This is a genomic window from Pseudoxanthomonas sp. LjRoot127 (assembly GCF_964253495.1).
Classification (GTDB): Bacteria; Pseudomonadota; Gammaproteobacteria; order Xanthomonadales; family Xanthomonadaceae; genus Pseudoxanthomonas_A.
Genome location: NZ_CAXUQR020000001.1, coordinates 3,822,672 through 3,841,861, shown reverse-complemented (window position 1 = coordinate 3,841,861; position 19,190 = coordinate 3,822,672). Strand labels below are relative to the sequence as shown.

10 protein-coding genes and 2 pseudogenes are annotated in these 19,190 nt (G+C 67.9%); all 12 read right to left on the bottom strand.

What is annotated here, in order from left to right; translation table 11 throughout:
* Window positions 1-5: 5 nt before the first annotated feature.
* The 12 genes and pseudogenes from ACSQ19_RS18155 to ACSQ19_RS18100 all read right to left on the bottom strand — a co-directional run bounded on the left by ACSQ19_RS18155 (window position 6) and on the right by ACSQ19_RS18100 (window position 19,024).
* Window positions 6-2,624, bottom strand: coding sequence for an EAL domain-containing protein (locus ACSQ19_RS18155; protein WP_435998949.1), 2,619 nt, complete (start codon window positions 2,622-2,624; stop codon window positions 6-8).
* A 163-nt stretch (window positions 2,625-2,787) separates the two neighbouring features.
* Window positions 2,788-5,043 (bottom strand): methyl-accepting chemotaxis protein, encoded by a 2,256-nt coding sequence (locus tag ACSQ19_RS18150; protein ID WP_435998947.1) that lies wholly within the window; start codon window positions 5,041-5,043, stop codon window positions 2,788-2,790.
* A gap of 215 nt (window positions 5,044-5,258) precedes the next feature.
* Window positions 5,259-5,747: a chemotaxis protein CheW gene (locus ACSQ19_RS18145; protein ID WP_192267748.1), complete on the bottom strand. Its 489-nt coding sequence runs from the start codon at window positions 5,745-5,747 to the stop codon at window positions 5,259-5,261.
* A 95-nt stretch (window positions 5,748-5,842) separates the two neighbouring features.
* Window positions 5,843-7,576, bottom strand: a pseudogene (locus ACSQ19_RS18140) (methyl-accepting chemotaxis protein); the annotation flags it as partial.
* Between the two features lie 366 nt (window positions 7,577-7,942).
* Window positions 7,943-8,395: pseudogene (locus tag ACSQ19_RS18135) on the bottom strand (cache domain-containing protein); the annotation flags it as partial.
* Between the two features lie 314 nt (window positions 8,396-8,709).
* Window positions 8,710-9,489 (bottom strand): flagellar brake protein, encoded by a 780-nt coding sequence (locus ACSQ19_RS18130; RefSeq protein ID WP_299343697.1) that lies wholly within the window; start codon window positions 9,487-9,489, stop codon window positions 8,710-8,712.
* A 252-nt stretch (window positions 9,490-9,741) separates the two neighbouring features.
* Window positions 9,742-12,399: a Cache 3/Cache 2 fusion domain-containing protein gene (locus ACSQ19_RS18125; protein ID WP_435998941.1), complete on the bottom strand. Its 2,658-nt coding sequence runs from the start codon at window positions 12,397-12,399 to the stop codon at window positions 9,742-9,744.
* 191 nt (window positions 12,400-12,590) lie between these two features.
* Complete coding sequence (locus tag ACSQ19_RS18120) at window positions 12,591-14,810, bottom strand: methyl-accepting chemotaxis protein (RefSeq protein ID WP_435998939.1); 2,220 nt, start codon at window positions 14,808-14,810, stop codon at window positions 12,591-12,593.
* A 214-nt stretch (window positions 14,811-15,024) separates the two neighbouring features.
* On the bottom strand, window positions 15,025-16,218 hold the full coding sequence (locus ACSQ19_RS18115) for an OprO/OprP family phosphate-selective porin (protein WP_435998937.1): 1,194 nt from the start codon (window positions 16,216-16,218) through the stop codon (window positions 15,025-15,027).
* A gap of 88 nt (window positions 16,219-16,306) precedes the next feature.
* Window positions 16,307-18,301, bottom strand: coding sequence for a chemotaxis protein CheA (locus ACSQ19_RS18110; RefSeq protein ID WP_296281157.1), 1,995 nt, complete (start codon window positions 18,299-18,301; stop codon window positions 16,307-16,309).
* A gap of 49 nt (window positions 18,302-18,350) precedes the next feature.
* Complete coding sequence (locus ACSQ19_RS18105) at window positions 18,351-18,716, bottom strand: response regulator (RefSeq protein WP_055944462.1); 366 nt, start codon at window positions 18,714-18,716, stop codon at window positions 18,351-18,353.
* Window positions 18,713-19,024, bottom strand: a complete 312-nt coding sequence (locus ACSQ19_RS18100; protein ID WP_296281155.1) for an STAS domain-containing protein — start codon at window positions 19,022-19,024, stop codon at window positions 18,713-18,715. Before ACSQ19_RS18100 ends, ACSQ19_RS18105 begins: the two co-directional genes overlap by 4 nt.
* Window positions 19,025-19,190: the final 166 nt, after the last annotated feature.

The following is a 19,190-nucleotide window of genomic DNA, read 5'->3' as shown; positions in this document are numbered from 1 at the left end:
CCGGCTCAGGCCGTGGCGACGCTGTCCGCCACGACCTCGATGTCGCGCACCGATGCATGCGGATGTGCGTGCAGCCATGCTTCCAGCGGGCCCGCCGGGAGCGGCGGCGAAAACAGGTAGCCCTGCAGGACGGGGAAGCGCTGTTCGGTGAGGAAACGATGCTGGGATTCGGTTTCCACCCCTTCGGCAACCACCTTCATGCCCAGGCTCTCGCCGATGCGCAGGACGGAGGAGGTCAGCGTGCGGGCGATGGCGCTGGTGTCGATGTCGCGCACGAAGCTCTGGTCGAGCTTCAGCTCGCTGATCGGCAGGCGGTGCAGGTGGCTGAGGCTGGAATAGCCGGTGCCGAAGTCGTCCAGCGACAGCCGCACGCCGAGCACGTAGATGGCCTCGATGTTCTCCAGCACGTCCGGATCCGGATCGAGCATGACGCTTTCGGTGATTTCCAGCGTCAGGTCGGCCGGCACCAGGCCGTGTTCGTCCAGCAGGTCGGAGATCTGCAGCGACAGTTGCGGGTCGCGGAAATTGATCGCGGAAACATTGACCGACACGCGCGGGATGTCGATGCCGCGGCGGCGCCAGTCGGCCATCTGCGCGCATGCCCGGCGCAGCACCCACAGGCTGAGGTCGGCGATCAGGCCGCACTCTTCCGCGACGGGAACGAAACGCGACGGCGGAATCACCCCGAGATCGGCATGGTGCCAGCGCAGCAGCGCTTCGACGCCGTAAAGCTCGTGACCGTCGCCGCCGCCGACCTGCGGCTGGTAGTGCAGGTCCAGCTGGTCCAGCCGCAGCGCGTCGCGCAGCGCCGTCTCCAGCGAGACGCGCTCCTGTGCCACGCGGTTCATGTCCAGGCTGAAGAAGCGGAAGCTGCCGCCGCCGTCGCGTTTGGCGCGGTACATGGCCATGTCGGCGTGGCGGACCAGCAGGTCGATGTCGCGGCCGTCGTCGGGGAACATCGCCACGCCGATGCTGGCGCTGGGGTGCAGGGTCATCAGGCCTGCCGTCGTGGGGGCGGCGATGGCGCCCAGCAGGCGCTCGGCGACGCTGCCGGCCTGTTCCGTGCCGCACATCGGCAGTACGGCGACGAATTCGTCGCCGGCCTGTCGCCCGACGATGTTGATGCCGCCTAGTTCTTCGCTCAGGCGCGCGGCCACGTCACGCAGCAGGCCATCGCCGGCGGCGTGGCCTTGCGCGTCGTTGACCCGCTTGAAGCGGTCCAGGTCGATGAAGACCACGGCCGCGGTACCGTTGGCTTGTGCCACGTTGGCGAGCGCCTGCTCGGCCTTGGCGCTGAACATGATGCGGTTCGGCAGGCCGGTCAGGGTGTCGTAGAACGCCAGCTGGTGCACGCGTTCGTTGGTCTGTTCGCGCTCCAGCGTCAGCGAGCACAGGTGCAGGCAGGTGTCGGCCAGCCGCTCGTGCAGCTCGTCCGGTCCGCGGTTCTCGCGGTAGTAGAACGACAGCGTGCCGAGCACGCGACCGCTGCTCGACTTGATCGGGTGCGTCCAGCAGGCGTGCAGGCCCAGCGGCGTGGTGAGGTGGCGGGTGTTGGCGCACAGCGGGTCGCTGGCGATGTCCTTGACCAGGACCGCCCGGCCGCGCCAGGCGGCTACCCCGCAGACGCCGGCGCGCGGGCCGATCGGCAGGCCGTTGATCTTGCGCGACCAGGCTTCGGGCAGGCTGGGCGAGGCGAGGGCGTGCATCAGCCCCTCGTTGTCGACGGTGATGATGGACACCGTCAGCTCCGGCGCGATGTGCTCCACCTCCCGGCAGATCAGCGTCATCACGTCGGCCACGTTCCACTCGTGCACCAGCGCGTCCAGCACCTTGTTGTGCAGTACCTGATGCATCTTGGTCTGGGTGATGTCGCTGAGCACGCTCACCAGTCCCAGCAGCGTGCCGTCCTCGTCGCGTACCGGGTTGATCGCCGTGGACAGCCACAGCGGGCGACCCGCCTTGGTGTACAGCAGGACCTCGGTCTGCAATCCCTCGCCGTTGTCGATCGCACGGCTGATTCGTTCGTCCAGCGAACCGTCCGTGTGCGGTCCCGACAGCAGTTCCGAAGGTCGGACGCCGCGCAGCTCCTCCAGGCGGTAGCCCAGCATGCGCGTGAAGCCGCTGTTGACGTAGACGACCTCGCGGTCGGCGGAACTGATGAAGATGGCGTTGTCGCTGCTGTCCACGACGATGGACAGCTGCCGCAGGCGCGCCAGTTGCCGCTGCTGGTCGCTGGTGTCGCGGACGAAGGCGGTATGGAAGACCTGGTCGCCGATCACCACTTTCGACATGGAGACCGAGCAGGCGCTTTCGCTTCCGTCGGCCCGCACCAGCACGGCATCGCGATGGCTCCCGAGCAGCGATGCGAGCGTCGTCTCGCCGGCGACGCCTGCCGGCGCCTCCGCGAGCAGGCGGGTGAACGGCACGCCGTGCACGTCTTCGCGGCGGCATCGCCACAGCGCTTCCGCCGCCGGGTTGAACAGCACCACGCGGTGCCGCGCATCGATGACGAACGCCGCATCGACCGACTGCTCCAGCACGTGCCACAGGCTGTCGTGCGCCGGGCCGGGCGGTGCCTGCACGTCGCGCACGGGCGCAAGCGCGTTCAACGTGCGGCGCAGCATGCGGACTCCTCGCAATGTGCGGGCGTCGCGGGGCTGGCGTCGTCGTGGGCGGTGAGTGCGACGGTCATGGGGGCCAGGGAGGAGTGCCTTCAGGTGACATATCGGCCGGGATCCGGATTACTTGAAAACGGTCACGGGGCGGATGCGAAGCGGGTCCGGAGGCTCAGAACTCCTGCCAGTCGCCATCGGCGAGCGCGGGTTCGGGCTTGCGCGCCGCGGGCTTGCGGGCCGGGGCCTTGGCGACGGGCCTGGCGGCGGCGACCGGCTTGGGGGCCGGGCTGATCGCCTTGCGCACCGGCGTATCGACCGTGGCCTGCAGCTTGAACACCGCCACCGATTCGGTCAGTCCCTGCGCCTGCTCCTCCATCGAGCGTGCGGCGGCCGTGGCTTCCTCCACCAGTGCGGCGTTCTGCTGGGTGGCTTCATCCATCTGGGTGATGGTCTGGTTGACCTGCTCGATGCCGGCCGACTGCTCCTGCGAGGCCGCCGAGATCTCGGCCATGATGTCGGTCACGCGCTGCACGCTGGCCACGATGTCGGCCATCGTCGCACCGGCCTGGTTCACCAGCGCCGAGCCGTCGGAGACCTTCTCCACCGAGTTCTCGATCAGGCCCTTGATCTCCTTGGCCGCATTGGCCGAGCGCTGGGCCAGGGTGCGCACTTCCGAGGCGACCACGGCAAAGCCGCGGCCCTGTTCGCCGGCGCGGGCCGCTTCCACGGCTGCGTTCAAGGCCAGGATGTTGGTCTGGAAGGCGATGCCGTCGATGACCGAGATGATCTCGGCGATCTTCTTGGAGGACTGTTCGATGTCGGTCATGGTGGTGACGACCTTGCCCACGACCTCGCCACCCTGCGAGGCGACCGAGGCGGCACCGATGGCCAGCTGGTTGGCCTGGCGGGCCGACTCGGCGTTCTGGCGCACGGTGGAGGTCAGCTCCTCCATGGACGCGGCGGTTTCTTCCAGGTTGGCGGCCTGCTGTTCGGTACGGCGCGAGAGGTCGTTGTTGCCGGCGGCGATTTCACCAGCAGCGGTATTGATGCTCATGGCCGCCATCTGGATGCCGCCGACGATCTCGGTCAGCTGCGTCACGGTGGCGTTGGCGTCGTCGCGCATGGTGGCGAACACACCGTGGAAGTCGCCTTCCATGCGCGCGCTCAGGTCGCCTTCGGCGATGGCACGCAGCAGCGACGACAGCTGGGCCAGGTTGCGGTCGCTCGTCGCCATCATGGTGTTGAGGCCCTGCACCATCTGCAGGAAGTCGTGGCGGAAGCCGGCCTGGTCGCCGCGGGCGGTGAAGTCGCCGGCCGAGGCTGCCTGCGCCAGTCGCTTGATCTCCCCGTTGATGGCCAGCAGGCTCTGCTTGGCGGCGTCCATCGCCTCGTGCAGGAAGGCGCGGGTGCCCGGCAGGCGGCGCGCATCTTGGCTCAGGTCGCCGTTGGCGTAGCGCTCCAGGATGCCGATGGCATCGCGGAAGGCATCCAGGTGTTCGAACATCATGGTGTTGATGCCGGCAGCCAGTTCGCCGTACACGCCGGGAAAGTCCTCCGGCATGCGGTGGCGGATGTCCTCGGCGGCGTGCAGGCGGATCATGTCGCGCGTCTCGTGCGAGAAGCGTTCGAGCATGTGCACCATCGCGTCGGTGGACTTCAGCATCTGCCCGATTTCGTCGCGGCCATGGTGGCCGGTGCGCACGCTCAGGTCGCCGCGCGACACGCCCTTGATGGCAGCCAGTGCGCGTGCGACCGGTTCCAGCACCGACTGGCCGATGATCCAGCCGATCGCCATGCTCAACAGCACCAGCACGCCGCCCGCGACGGTCATGATGAGGGTGAACTGCAATGCCTGCGCCTGCGTGTCGTCGATGTAGACGCCGGTGCCGATGACCCAGCCCCAGGGCTGGTACAGCGCCGCATACGATGTCTTGGGCACCGGATCCTCTTCGCCAGCCTTCGCCCAGCTGTAGTCGACATGGCCGCCGCCGGCGCGCGCGACGCGGACGAACTCGGGAAAGATGCGCTTGCCATCGGGGCTGAGCACGTCGTCCAGCGGCTTGCCGACCAGGTCGGGGCGGGTGGGGTGCATCAGCATGGTCGGCGCTTCGTCGGTGACGAAGAAGTAGTCCACGCCCTTGTTGGCCTGCATGGTCGCCAGGGTCGCGAGCGCGCGGGCCTTCGCATCGGCTTCATCGAGCCTGCCGTCCTTCGCCTGTTGCGCGTAACCCTCGATCACGCCCAGTGCCATCTCGGTCTGCGCTTTCAGGCCAGCCTGGCGCGTGCCGGTCAGGTCCAGGTACTGCATGCGCGCGGCGACGACGGCCAGGGCGATGGTGCCTGCCGCGACGACCGCGGTCTGGATGAGGAAGCGGCGCTTCAGGGGCAGCGAAGAGAGGGTGGCGGCAATGCGGGCAGTGAACGTCATGGCGATCTCGGACGACGGGCGATACAGGGGAGGGCGGGGCGCCGTGGCGTCCCAAAGGGGTTATCGGCCGGCGAGGGCGAATGTTCAGGCGCAGGCAGCGTTCTGCGACGGAGGACGCATCCGTGTCGGCAGCGGGCGCCGGAAATGCGAAGACCGCGGCCGGTGAGGGCCGCGGTCTCGGGAGAACATCACTGCGCCGGATGCCCGGCGACGGATCAGGCAGCCGCCTGTTCCGGCAGGGGCTGGCCCAGGTCGGCGCTGTCGATCAGCGTTTCGATGTCGAGCAGGATCAGCATGCGCTCGTCCACCGTGCCGATGCCGGAGATGAAACGGGTATCGACGCTGGCGCCGAACTCCGGGGTGGGACGGATCTGCTCGGCGTTCAGGGCGAGCACGTCCGAGACGCTGTCCACCACGATGCCGACCACGCGGTCCTCCACGTTCAGCACGATCATCACGGTGAAGGCGTCATAGCGCGCTTCCTTCAACCGCAGTTTCAGGCGCAGATCGATCACCGGCACGATGGTGCCGCGCAGGTTGATGACGCCCTTGATGTAGTCCGGTGCATCCGGCAGGCGCGTCACCGAGTCGTAGCCACGGATCTCCTGCACCTTCAGGATATCCACGCCGTAGTGCTCGTCCCCCAGGGTGAAACTGAGGAACTCGTCCGCGCTCGCCGCGGCCTGGGTCTTCTTGTCGCTCATTCGTCGGGCTCCTGTCGCAGCCGGTAAGGGGTGGGGTTCCCGGGACGGAACCGGTCAATGCCTAGATCGGCCCCGGGTGGGGTTTCTTTAGCGGGTCAGTAGGCGTGGGGTTCGGAGACCGTGCGGTGTGCGCCGCCGGCCGCGATGCGGGTGACGCGTTCCTGCACCAGGCGTGCGACCGTGCCGTGGCTGTCCAGGCGGAACGTCGACACGGCGTCGCTCAGCGCATGCGCCTGCTCTTCCATGGCGCGGGCGGCGGCGGTGGCTTCCTCCACCAGCGCGGCGTTCTGCTGGGTGGTCTCGTCCATCTGGGTGATGGTCTGGTTGACCTGTTCGATGCCGGCCGACTGCTCCTGCGAGGCCGCCGAGATCTCGGCCATGATGTCGGTCACGCGCTGCACGCTGGCCACGATGTCGGCCATCGTCGCACCGGCCTGGTTCACCAGCGCCGAGCCGTCGGAGACCTTCTCCACCGAGTTCTCGATCAGGCCCTTGATCTCCTTGGCCGCATTGGCCGAGCGCTGGGCCAGGGTGCGCACTTCCGAGGCGACCACGGCAAAGCCGCGGCCCTGTTCGCCGGCGCGGGCCGCTTCCACGGCTGCGTTCAAGGCCAGGATGTTGGTCTGGAAGGCGATGCCGTCGATGACCGAGATGATCTCGGCGATCTTCTTGGAGGACTGTTCGATGTCGGTCATGGTGGTGACGACCTTGCCCACGACCTCGCCACCCTGCGAGGCGACCGAGGCGGCACCGATGGCCAGCTGGTTGGCCTGGCGGGCCGACTCGGCGTTCTGGCGCACGGTGGAGGTCAGCTCCTCCATGGAGGCGGCGGTTTCTTCCAGGTTGGCGGCCTGCTGTTCGGTACGGCGCGAGAGGTCGTTGTTGCCGGCGGCGATTTCACCGGCAGCGGTGTTGATGGAACCGGAGGCGTCCTGGATGCGGCCGACGATGTCGGTGAGCTGGGCGACGGTGGCGTTGGCGTCGTCGCGCATGGTGGCGAACACACCGTGGAAGTCGCCTTCCATGCGGGTGGTCAGGTCGCCCTTGGACAGCGACTGCAGCACGCCCGAGACGGCATCCACGCTGCCCGCGATCGTCCCCAACAGGCCGTTGATCTGCTGGGAAAGCCCCAGCAGGAAGCCCTGCTTGCCGGTTTCGGCGATGCGGCCGGTCAGGTCGCCCTGCACGGCGGCCTGCACGATGCGGGTCACTTCCTGTTCGACCATCACCTCGTTGGTGCGGTCGGCCCACTCCACCACGTAACCGATGCGCTGGCCTTCGCCATCGGTCACCGGATTGATGATGAGCTGCATGATGCGGCCGCCCACGCTGATCTGTGCACGATGCGTGCCCTGCAGCTGCGCAAGCATCCGCGACTGGTGCTCGGGCTTCTTGTGGAAGATGTCGATGCTGCTGCCGACGACCGTGCTGACGTCGAAGGCGGGCAGGTCGCGGCGCAGGTCCTGTTCCACGTCCGTCAGCATCTTCATCAGCGGACGGTTGGCGTAGACGATGGTGCGGTCGGCATCGGCGATCATGACGTTGGTCGTCACATCCTCCAGCGCCGTGCGGATGCGCAGGCTTTCCTTGGCCACCACGGTGTCGCGCTCGATGCGATCGCGCAGGTTGGCCTGCATGCTGCGCATCGCTTTCATCAGGGTGCCGATCTCGTCCGTGCCGCTGGCGTCGATGTCGCTGTCCAGCTTGCCGCGGGCGATGTCGTCGGCCACACGCACGGCGCCGGCCAACGGCCTGGCGACCTGGCGGCGCAGCAGCCAAAACACCGCGCCGCAGAGCAGGGCGGCGCCCAGTGCGCCCACCATCACCACCGTCCACAACACGGCGCGGGCTTCCTGCATCAGCACGGCACGCGGCACCACGACGCCCAGCGCGAAGTGCTCCTGCGCGCCACCGATCTGCAGGGGCACATAGGCTTCCATGACGGCATCGCCGGCGGCATTGGACGATTCGCGGAAAACGGGCTCGCCCGCGGCGATCTGCTTCATCACTTCGGCGGCCTGTGCGCCCGCAAAGGGCTTGCCGACCGATGCGGCGTCCTGGTCGGCGATAACCACGCCGGCCGGCGTGAGCAGGCGCACGAAGCCCGCGCCCATCGGGGTGAGTTTGGCGATGCGTTCCTGCAGCGACTGCAGGGCGAAATCGACGGTCATGACGCCGAGGTAGTTGCCGTCTTCCAGGACCGGCGTCGACAGGGTCGTCATCAGCACGTCCTTGCCGGCGATCTTGTACACGTAGGGTTCGGCGACGACCTGGCGCTTCAGTTCACGCGGTTTCAGGTACCAGTCGCCGGCGCCGGGCACCTCGTAGTCACGCAGGGCTTCCTGCAGCGGAGCGCCCTCGCTCCATGCCCAGTAGCTCATGAAGCGGCCGGTGTCGTCGTGGCCGTCCGCGGCGCGGTAGTCCGCGTCCTTGCCGTCGAAGGCATCGGGTTCCCACAGCGTGCCGACGCCAACCCATTCCGGGTGCGCTTCGAGCTGGCGTTTGAAGATGGCGCTGGCCGCCTCGCGACTGAGGCCGTCGGCGCCGCGCTGCGCGAGCAATGCGTTCGCCAGGGCCGCGTTGGTGTCGAAGGCGCCCGTCAGGTCACCGGCGATGCGCTGTGCCTCGGCGCTGGCCAGCGTCTCCATGGTGGTGCGGGCGCCGGCCAGCAGGGACTGGCTGCTGCGCAGGTAGCTGGCCGCTGCGGCGACGCCGAAGGCCAGCAGCGGCACCAGGGCGGTGCCGTACATCACGCGGGTGGCGATGCTGCGGGAGGAAAAACGGGTAGACACGGATGACATGGTGGCCTCGACGGATGGGGCGGTGTGGCGGCCCCTGCCTACGGCCACGTGCGGCCATGCGAGTGTTGCAGGAGCGTTACACCGGGTATCGGCGGTGGCGCGGCCAGGTTGAGTACGTGCGGCTCAATGCCGATGAACGGTGGCTGGAAAGCGGACGAAGGTCACGCAGCGCCGCGCTCGCGGGCGCTGCGCTGGCGTTCCAGGCGGAAAATGTAGCGCTGGATCAGCGCATCGCCGCCGCGCGGCAGCTCGGTGAACTGGCAACCCGCGCGCCAGCTCTCGCTGCCGTTCTGGTTGAGCTGGCTGTGCAGGCTCTTGACCATCAGCCGTACGCACAGCGGTCCGCTGTCCGGCAGGTACAGCAGGCTGCCGGGGAATTCCTTGTAGGGTCGCAGCGTCGGTTCCCCCGCCTGCACGGCCAGGGCGATGCCGCCGCCGCTGATGTCCAGCACGCGGTACTTGCGGTAGGTGGTTTCGCCATCCGGCTGGCGCTCCGGGATGCCGCACTCCATCGGCTGGGTCACCGGTACCTGCAGGCGATAGAACTCGCGGCGCTGCAGGCGCAGGATGCTGTCGGGGAGCTCGGCCCGGAAGGCCACCTGCCCATCCTTCTGCACGCGTTGCAGCCCGTACAGGCGGAACTGCACGTGGATGCGGTCCAGCCGGGACACGCAGGTCACGTGCGTGGCTTCGTCGAGGCTGCGGTTGATCGCCTCCGAGGCGCTGCCGTCGATCAGCACGGCGTCCTCGTCGTCCAGCACCTCGACCACCGACGTGGGGAAGGTGTGGTTGCGCGGCATCGCGCAGCCGCTGACCAGCGCCCGCTTTTCGATGAGCGATTGCAGGATCTGGCGGATCGCGTGCTCGCCGTGCACCAGGTACTTTTCTTCGTCGTCGTACCTGACGGGATCGGCCAGAGGGGCGTCGCTGGGCTCGGTCATGCGGGCGGAAACGTCAGTGCAGGGAAGGCGTCACAGGCTGTATCGGCGGACGACACGGCATCTTGAGCGAGCGGGGCGGAAGACGTGGGAGCAGGATCCCGGTCAGGGCAAACTTCCATCGCGCACGTGGTGCCTTGCGGAACAGCGCCGCGTGCAGGATTTTCCCCCGGTCACCCGGCAGGACGCATGGCCTCTCCGATGGGAGCGCACAGCCGCAGCGGCATGCCGGGCTGTGCGGGTCCCGGGTGCTTCTCAGAACGTCTGCCAGTCGTCGCCCTCGCCCTCGGCAAGGGCGGTTTCCGGCTGGCGCGTGGGCCGTGCGCGGACGGTGGACTTGGGCGCCGTGGCCGGTCGCGATGCGGCCGACGTCACGATCGAAGCGGTCCTGCGGACCGGCAGGCCGGTAGCCGCTTTCAGCGTGAAGACGGCGACCGACTCGGTCAGCGCGTGCGCCTGTTCCTCCATCGCGCGTGCGGCGGCGGAGGCTTCCTCCACCAGTGCGGCGTTCTGCTGCGTGGCTTCGTCCATCTGCACGATGGTCTGGTTGACCTGTTCGATGCCCGATGACTGCTCCTGCGACGCCGCGGCGATCTCGGACATGATGTCGGTCACGCGCTGCACGCTGGCCACGATGTCGGCCATCGTCGCACCGGCCTGGTTCACCAGCGCCGAGCCGTCGGAGACCTTCTCCACCGAGTTCTCGATCAGGCCCTTGATCTCCTTGGCCGCATTGGCCGAGCGCTGGGCCAGCGTACGCACTTCGCTGGCGACGACGGCGAAGCCGCGCCCCTGTTCGCCCGCACGCGCGGCTTCCACCGCGGCATTGAGCGCCAGGATGTTGGTCTGGAAGGCGATGCCGTCGATGACCGAGATGATCTCGGCGATCTTCCGCGACGACTGCTCGATGTCGGTCATGGTGGCGACGACCTTGCCGATCACCTCGCCTCCCTGCGACGCGACGCCGGCCGCGGTGATCGAGAACTGGTTGGCCTGGCGGGCCGATTCGGCGTTCTGGCGCACGGTGGAGGTCAGTTCCTCCATGGATGCGGCGGTTTCTTCCAGGTTGGCGGCCTGCTGTTCGGTGCGACGCGACAGGTCCAGGTTGCCCGCCGCGATCTCGCCGGCCGCGACGTCGATGCGGCCAGAGGCTTCCTGGATGCGCCCGACGATGTCGGTCAGCTGGGCGACCGTCGCATTGGCGTCGTCGCGCATGCGGGCGAACACGCCGTGGAAATCGCCTTCCATGCGGGCGGTGAGGTCGCCGCGGGCGATGGCCTGCAGGAGCTCGGAAACTTCGGCCAGGTTGCCGTCGGTCGTTTCCATCAGCCGGTTCAGGCCGTCGATCATGTCGCGGAAGTCGTACTGGTACTTGTCCACGTCGCCGCGCTGGCTGAAGTCGCCGGACGAGGCCGCCGTGGCCAGGCGCTTGATCTCGCCGTTGATGGCCGACAGGTTGGCCTTGGTGGCGTCCATGGTGTCGGTCAGCACGGCCTTCTCCCCGGGCAGGCGATCCATGTCCACCGAGAGGTCGCCGACCGAGTAGCGCTGCATGATCTCGATCAGGCGCATCTTCACCGCGACATGCGCGCCGACCAGCGTGTTGGTATCGCGCACCATGCGTCCGTACTCGCCGGGAAAGGCGCTGTCGTCGATGCGGAAGCTGATCTGGCCCTCGTCGTGGCGGCGTGTCATCTCGGTCTGCGCGGCGATCACCGACACCACCTGCGTCTGCATCAGCCCCATGGCGGCGAGCAACTGGCCGACTTCGTCCTGGCGGGAGGTGTCGATCCGGCCGTCGAGCCGGCCCGCGGCGACATCCTCGGCGATCGCAACGGCCGAGCGCAACGGTCGCGACACCACGCGGCGCACGCCGATCGCGGTGAGCACTCCGATTACCGCCAGCGCCAGCACGGACAGGCCCACGATGGCGATCGTCAGCGCATGGCTGGAGGCGAGCACGGTTTCGCGCGGCTCCACGGCGACCAAGGCCCATTTCCACGGAGCGAACCGTTTGACCGCAACCAGTGCAGGCACCGCTTCATCGCCGGACGCGGGGGCGATGTCGAGCACGGCATGCCCATGGTCCTGGTCCAGCAGGGCCTTCATCGCCGGGACCGAGTCGGGACCGACCACGGCGGTGTACGGCGATTCCTGATCGGACGGGTGTGCCGCCAGCATGCCGTTGTGTTCGCCTTCCGCGAGGTCGACCACGAAGAAGTAGCCCGCTTCGCCCAGCCGCGTGGTGCGCAGCTTGTCCTTCAGTGCGGCCAGGCCGTCACCGTAGTTCTGGCCGACGAACAGGATGCCGACGGTCTTGCCTTCGGCATCCTGCAGGGGCTCGTAATGGGTCATGTAGTCGCGGCCGAACAGGCGCGCGCGACCGGTATAGGGCTTGTCCTGCAGCATCAGCGCGTAGGCGGGATGCTTGTGGTCCAGCGCCGTGCCGATGACGCGTTCTTCCTCGGCGTTGCGCAGCGACGTGGTCACGCGGACGAAGTCGTCGCCCTGGCGGACGAACAGGGTAGCGACCACGCCGGTGCCTTCGGTGAAGCGGTCCACGGCGGTGAAGTCGAGATTGAGCGTCTGTTCGCCGAAGCGCAGGGCGGCCACGTCGGTATCGCCGATCGGGGTGGCGCTGTCCGCGTCCACCGATACGTCGCCGGCAGGCAGCGTGGCGCGGAAGCTGCGCGCCATCCGCTGGGTGGTGTCGGTCAGGGTGCTGTCGTACAGCGCGACGGATTCCAGCATCACCTGCGCGGCGACATCCAGGTCGGCGAGTGCCCGGTCCTCGATGGCGCGACTGGACTGCCGCTGGACCACGATGGCGAGCAGTGTGAGCACCGCCGCGACGGCGAGCGTGACCTGCAGGGAGAGTTTGCTACCGAGCGAAAGACGCGCGAATCGGGTCATGGGCCGGGAAAGGTAGTGGAATGATCACAACCGGTATCGGCGTTACGCCTTCAAGATTGAGCGCCTTGTCGGGATTTTCCCGACGAACGGTAAATACGGATACCTTGCGCCGGCCACGACCCCGGAAACGCGCGCGGCCCGGGAATGCCGGGCCGCGCGAGACGCAACATGGATCACGCGAGGCGCAGGGCTCAGAACTCCTGCCAGTCGCCATCGGCGAGCGCGGGTTCGGGCTTGCGCGCCGCGGGCTTGCGGACGAGGGCCTTGGCGACGGGCCTGGCGGCGGCGACCGGCTTGGCGGCCTGGCTGATCGCCTTGCGCACCGGCGTATCGACCGTGGCCTGCAGCTTGAACACCGCCACCGATTCGGTCAGTCCCTGCGCCTGCTCCTCCATCGAGCGTGCGGCGGCCGTGGCTTCCTCCACCAGTGCGGCGTTCTGCTGGGTGGCTTCATCCATCTGGGTGATGGTCTGGTTGACCTGCTCGATGCCGGCCGACTGCTCCTGCGAGGCCGCCGAGATCTCGGCCATGATGTCGGTCACGCGCTGCACGCTGGCCACGATGTCGGCCATCGTCGCACCGGCCTGGTTCACCAGCGCCGAGCCGTCGGAGACCTTCTCCACCGAGTTCTCGATCAGGCCCTTGATCTCCTTGGCCGCATTGGCCGAGCGCTGGGCCAGGGTGCGCACTTCCGAGGCGACCACGGCGAAGCCGCGGCCCTGTTCGCCGGCGCGGGCCGCTTCCACGGCCGCGTTCAAGGCCAGGATGTTGGTCTGGAAGGCGATGCCGTCGATGACCGAGATGATCTCGGCGATCTTCTTGGAGGACTGTTCGATGTCGGTCATGGTGGTGACGACCTTGCCCACGACCTCGCCACCCTGCGAGGCGACCGAGGCGGCACCGATGGCCAGCTGGTTGGCCTGGCGGGCCGACTCGGCGTTCTGGCGCACGGTGGAGGTCAGCTCCTCCATGGACGCAGCGGTTTCTTCCAGGTTGGCGGCCTGCTGTTCGGTGCGGCGCGAGAGGTCGTTGTTGCCGGCGGCGATTTCACCGGCAGCGGTATTGATGCTCATGGCCGCCATCTGGATGCCGCCGACGATTTCGGTCAGTTGCGTCACGGTGGCGTTCGCGTCATCGCGCATCGTGGCGAACACACCGTGGAAGTCGCCTTCCATGCGCGCGCTCAGGTCGCCGCGCGCGATGGCCCGGAGCAGGGCGGACACTTCCGCCAGGTTGCCGTCGGTGGTTTCCATCAGCTGGTTCAGTCCGCCGATCATGTCGCGGAAGTCGTACTGGTACTGCGCCACGTCGCCGCGCTGGCTGAAGTCGCCGGAAGCAGCCGCCGCGGCCAGACGCTTGATCTCGGCATTGATGGCCGACAGGTTGGCCTTGGTGGCGTCCATGGCTTCGGTGAGCTGGGCCTTCTCGCCGGGCAGGCGATCCATGTCGATCGACAGGTCGCCGACGGCGTAGCGCTGCATCACTTCCACCAGGCGCAACTTGACGGCGATGTGCGAACCGACCAGTGCGTTGGTGTCGCGCACCATGCGGCCGTAGTCGCCGGGGAACGTGCTGTCGTCCATCCGGTAGCTGATCCGTCCTTCATCATGGCGCGCCGCCATTTCGCTCTGGGCGGCGATGACCGATTTCACCTGCGTCTGCATGCGCTGCATGGAACCGAGCAGGTCCCCGAGCTCGCTGCGGTCGTCGACCGTGATCTGGCGATCGAGCTGGCCGCGCGCCACGGCGTCGGCGACGCTCATGACGTCGGCCATCGGTCGCACGATCGAACGGGTGATGAGGACCGCAGCGGCGATGGCCAACAGCATTGCCACCACCACCAGCAGCCCGATCGCCTTGATGTTCGTGTTGTAGCCGGCCTCCTGTGCAGCCACCGCGCTGTCCAGCACCTTCATTTTTGCGTCCAGCATCCGCCCGACAGCATCGGCGGTGGCCTGGCGCAAATCGCCGGCACCACTGGCAGGGGTCAGATCGCCGACCTTGACGGACTCGATCAGGCGGCGGCTGTTCTCGAAGTACAGCGCGGCCTTGGCCATCATCTCCTGGTGCAGCGCCTTGTCCTGCGGGTCGGACAGGCTGCTGCCATACGCCTTGGAAAGCTCGTCGAAGGCCTTGCCGCCCGCGATCAGCTCATCCGTGTATTCGGCGACCTTTTCCGGGTCCTCGTAGCCGGCCACGAGGCCACGCTCGCTGACGCGGTACTCGGCCAGCATCGTGGCCATGCGCCCCAGGTCGCGGATGGCCGGGACTTCCTTCTTGGTGATGTCGAGCACGACGTCCTGGGCCACGCCCATCCGCTGCGCGGAGAAAGCCCCGGTGGCGACGATGAGCAGGACGAGCACGGCGAAGCCGATGGCCAGGCGCTTGCCGATCTTGAGGTGCTTGAACATGAAGGAAGTCTCGATGGAGTTCAGTGGGTGCGGCCGGTGCATCAGAGGGAAGCAGAGCGGTCCATGCCCTTGGTGCGATATCTGTTCCTGAGTAACGGCGGTGTCCGACGGTTCTTGATGACCGTTCGGCGGAAAAGTAAGCGTGCTTACCTGCGTGTCGGCGTCGTGCCCGCGCAGACCGTGACGGGCGGCGCGGGCGCTGTGGAATGCACGGTCAGAAATGCATCTGTGCGCGCAGCTCGAACACGGACGGGTCGGCGGCGAACGCGCCACGCGTCGCATCGCTCTTCACGTAGTTGGCCTGGAACTTGAAGTACGGCGTCAGGTACCAGTTGGCGCCCAGCGTCCAGTCGTGCTGGCGGCCACCGGCGATGCCGTCGCTGTCCAGGTCGATGCGGCTGTAGCGCGCCAGCAGTTCCACCGCGCCATGGGCGGCTTTCGGTTTGGGGTTGGCGACGTTGCCGCCGCTGTAGCCGCGCGACTCGCCGGTCACCATCCAACTGGCGAACACGTAGCCGCCGTCTGCCGAGTACGAGGGCAGGCCGAGGTCACGGGTGGTCTTCTGCCGCAAATACTCGCCCTGCAATGACCATGGGCCATGGATCCACAGTGCCTCCAGGCCGGCGCGGTCGATGCGGTCCACGCGCGTCAGCGTGCCCGAGTCCACCAGGCGCACGGACGTGAGCGCGGCTTCCGGACGCGCACGCCAGCGGACGCTGGGATGCACGGTGATGCCGAGGCCGTTGACCTCGTTGTCGGGACGCTCCTGCGACCCCGCGATGCCCAGGTGGAGCACGTCGCCGGCCGCCTTGCGCGGTGTCCAGGCCATGCGGACGGCCGTGGTGTCGCCCTTGTTGTTGCCCAGCAGGTCGGATTCGAAGAAGTAACCGGCGTTGACGAGGTAACGCTCGCGCTCGAACGCCCAGTCGATGCCGCTGCGACGGTTCTCGTAGAACGCCTGGGTCGGCAGGGCGGCTTCCAGGAAACTCACCGAACGGGTGGCGGTGTTGCCTTCGAAACCGAGCGGCACCTTCATCTGGCCGATGCGCAGCTTGCCCACGTCGTGGCCGAACAGCGCCTTGGTTTCCACGCGCAGGGCGACGTCGTTCCAGCTCTTGGCGTGGAAATCGTAGGTGACGCCCAGGTCGTACACGCCCTTCCTGCGCAGGGTCAGGCCGAGTTCCTGGCGACGCCAGGCATCGTCGTCCTCGAGTGCGGCGCCGTTGTAACCGTCACCGGAGAAGCGGTTGAGGTCGTACTGCAGGTTGCCGCCGAGGCTGAGTTCGGTGCCGTTGGCGAACGTGATCTTCGGCGGCCAGGCGGTGGCCGTGGTCTTGCCGTCGTCGGCGCGGGCGCCGGCATGGACGGCCAGCAGCGAAAGGGCGAGGGTGGAAAGCAGGTACTTCATGCGTATACCGTCAGAGTAAGGGCGTGCGTCGGCGAGCACCGTCCGGGTGGGACGGTGCGGACACCCGCGCAACGCGGGAAGAGGAGAATCAGGCGGCCTGCTGCATCCGGCGCGCTCGGACCAGGCCACCGACGTCGACGATGAGGGCCACGCGGCCATCGCCGAGGATGGTGGCGCCGGAAATGCCTTCGATGCGGCGATAGTTGTTTTCGAGGTTCTTCACCACGACCTGCTGCTGGCCGATCAGCTCGTCGACTTCCAGTGCGAGCTTCTGGCCGTCGGCCTCCACCACGACGACCAGCGGGTCGGCGTTGCGGTTGTCGCCGTAGCGGTAGTACGCGTTCAGCGCGACGATCGGCAGGTATTCGCCGCGGACGCGCAGCACGCGGCCGTCGCCGCCGACGGTGCGGATGTCCTCGCTCTGCGGCTGCAGCGCTTCCAGCACGTAGGTCAGCGGCAGGATCAGGGTTTCGTCGCCCACCGACACCGCCATGCCGTCGAGGATGGCCAGCGTCAGCGGCAGGCGGATCACCACGCGGGTGCCTTGGCCGGCCGCGCTTTCCAGCTGCACCTCGCCGCCGAGCGCCTGGATGTTGCGGCGGACCACGTCCATCCCGACGCCGCGTCCCGACAGATCGGTGACGGCCTCGGCAGTGGAGAAGCCGGGCTGGAAGATGAGGTCCCAGACCTGCGAATCGGTCGGGTTTTCCGGCACCGCCAGGCCGCGCTCCGCGGCCTTGGCCAGGATGCGGTCGCGATTGAGGCCGCGGCCATCGTCGCTGACTTCGATGACGATGTGGCCGCCCTGGTGTGAGGCCGCCAGCGTGATGGTGCCGGTCTCGTCCTTGCCGGCCTGCGTGCGCACGTCGGGCATTTCAAGGCCATGGTCGATCGAGTTGCGGACCAGGTGCACGAGCGGATCGGCGATGCGTTCGATCAGGCCCTTGTCCAGTTCGGTGCCTTCGCCGATGGTGCGCAGGCGCACCTGCTTGCCGAGGCGCGCGGACAGGTCGCGGACCAGGCGCGGGAAGCGGCGGAACACGGCGTCCACCGGCAGCATGCGCACGCCGATGACGGCCTCCTGCAGGTCGCGGGTGTTGCGCTCCAGCAGGTCGAGGCCGGCGAACAGGCGTTCGCACTGGGCCTGGTCGAGCAGGCCGGAGACCTGCTTCAGCATGGCCTGGGTGATGACGAGTTCGCCCACCAGGTTGATCAGGCCGTCGATCTTGTCGACGCTGACGCGGATGGAGGTTTCGGCCGCGTCGTTGGCGGCCGGCGTGGCGGTGGCCGGCGGCTGCGCGCCGCTGGCGACGACGGCGGCGACCGGCTGCGCGGCCACGGCAGCGGCCTCGACCGGCACGGCGGTGCGCTGCAGGGGCTGGATGTCGAGTTCGCAGTCGTCGACGACCCACGCGAATACGTCGTCCACCGCGCTGCGCGGCACCTTGCCGATCAGGCCAAGGTCCCAGGCGAGATAGGCTTCGAGCGGATCGATCTGCTCGAAGCCGGGCAGGCGCTCCATGCGGCACGCGATTTCCAGCGGGCCCAGGTGTTCCAGTTCGCGCAGGATGCGCAGCGGATCGTTGCCGCTCATGAACAGCGACGGCGCCGGCGTGAAGCCGATCTTCCAGCCATCCGGTTCGGCGTCCTTCGCCGCGGCGGCGGCCGGCGCCGCGGCCGGGACGGGCGCGTCCTGGCCGGACAGCACCGCGTTGAGGCGATCCTTCATGGCCTGCACGGCGGCGGGATCGGCCGGCGTGCCGTGTTCGGCCTCGGCCAGCAGCGCGCGCAGCACGTCGACGGAGGCGAGCATCGCGTCGACCGCAGGCGGGCTGACGGCGCGCTGTCCGGCGCGCAGTTCGTCCAGCAGCGTTTCCAGCACGTGGGTCATGCCGGCGATGGCGTCGAAGCCGAAGGTCGCCGAGCCGCCCTTGATGGAATGCGCGGCGCGGAAGATGGAGTTGATCAGGTCGCCGTCGCGGCTGCCCTGTTCCAGCGACAGCAGGCCCGCTTCCATGGCTTCCAGCCCTTCGCGGCTTTCCTCGAAGAACGTGGCGTGGAAACGCTGCATGTCCATGTTCATGGCGACGGTGCCCTGGTGCGGTCGGAAGGGAAGCGGAGGAAGGGAGGGATCAGCCCAGGACTTTCTGGACGGTGGCGACCAGCTGTTCCGGGTTGAACGGTTTGACCAGCCAGCCGGTGGCGCCGGCGGCCTTGCCTTCGGCCTTCTTGTCGGCGGCCGATTCGGTGGTCAGCATCAGCATCGGCGTGAACTTGTAGTCCGGCAGGCCGCGCAGCGCGCGGATCAGCGAGATGCCATCCATGTTGGGCATGTTGACGTCGGTGACGACGGCATTGAACTTCTGTCCCTGCGCGCGTCCCAGCGCCACCTGGCCGTCTTCAGCCTCATCGACCGAGAAGCCCGCCGAGCTCAGGGCGAAGGCGACCATCTGTCGCATCGAGGCCGAATCGTCCACTACCAGAATGCGTGCGCTCATGCGGCGTTCTCCACTTGTTGCGTGTTGTGTTCGTTGTCGTCGGCCAGGCCGAACTGCGGGGAGAGGCCGAGCAGGCGCGCGGCATCGCGGAAATTCTGGCTGACCGCACTGAAGTCGGTGGCCAGCCCGGCCTGCTCGCGCTGCCGCACGAAGCTGCAGAGCACCTGCAGGCTGGCGGTATGCACGCGCTGCACGGCGCCGGCGTCGAGCGCCAACGTTCCCGGCTGCGCGACATGCGGGGCCAGGTGCTGCTTGAGGTCGGTGGCGGCCTCGATACCGAGGTCGTCACCCAGGGGCACAGCGCTCATCGTGTCTCCGGAAAGGCGGCTCTGGTGATGTATCGGCGCGGCATGGCGGGTCTTGAGGGGCGCGAGTGAATGTGTGATGGATTTCTGGAAAGCCAGGCTTAACGGCGAGGCGTGCGCTGAGAGGCGTGAGGAGTGAGCGAAAGCGGGCCTGCCGCTTGCTCACGCC

What these genes read in the sequence shown, in the direction of transcription:
- ACSQ19_RS18150 (WP_435998947.1), bottom strand. Translation starts at nt 5,043, where the DNA reads ATGACGTTCACTGCCCGCATTGCCGCCACCCTCTCTTCGCTGCCCCTG.
- ACSQ19_RS18115 (WP_435998937.1), bottom strand. Translation starts at nt 16,218, where the DNA reads ATGAAGTACCTGCTTTCCACCCTCGCCCTTTCGCTGCTGGCCGTCCAT.
- ACSQ19_RS18145 (WP_192267748.1), bottom strand. Translation starts at nt 5,747, where the DNA reads ATGAGCGACAAGAAGACCCAGGCCGCGGCGAGCGCGGACGAGTTCCTC.
- ACSQ19_RS18105 (WP_055944462.1), bottom strand. Translation starts at nt 18,716, where the DNA reads ATGAGCGCACGCATTCTGGTAGTGGACGATTCGGCCTCGATGCGACAG.
- ACSQ19_RS18120 (WP_435998939.1), bottom strand. Translation starts at nt 14,810, where the DNA reads ATGTTCAAGCACCTCAAGATCGGCAAGCGCCTGGCCATCGGCTTCGCC.
- ACSQ19_RS18125 (WP_435998941.1), bottom strand. Translation starts at nt 12,399, where the DNA reads ATGACCCGATTCGCGCGTCTTTCGCTCGGTAGCAAACTCTCCCTGCAG.
- ACSQ19_RS18130 (WP_299343697.1), bottom strand. Translation starts at nt 9,489, where the DNA reads ATGACCGAGCCCAGCGACGCCCCTCTGGCCGATCCCGTCAGGTACGAC.
- ACSQ19_RS18110 (WP_296281157.1), bottom strand. Translation starts at nt 18,301, where the DNA reads ATGAACATGGACATGCAGCGTTTCCACGCCACGTTCTTCGAGGAAAGC.
- ACSQ19_RS18155 (WP_435998949.1), bottom strand. Translation starts at nt 2,624, where the DNA reads ATGCTGCGCCGCACGTTGAACGCGCTTGCGCCCGTGCGCGACGTGCAG.
- ACSQ19_RS18100 (WP_296281155.1), bottom strand. Translation starts at nt 19,024, where the DNA reads ATGAGCGCTGTGCCCCTGGGTGACGACCTCGGTATCGAGGCCGCCACC.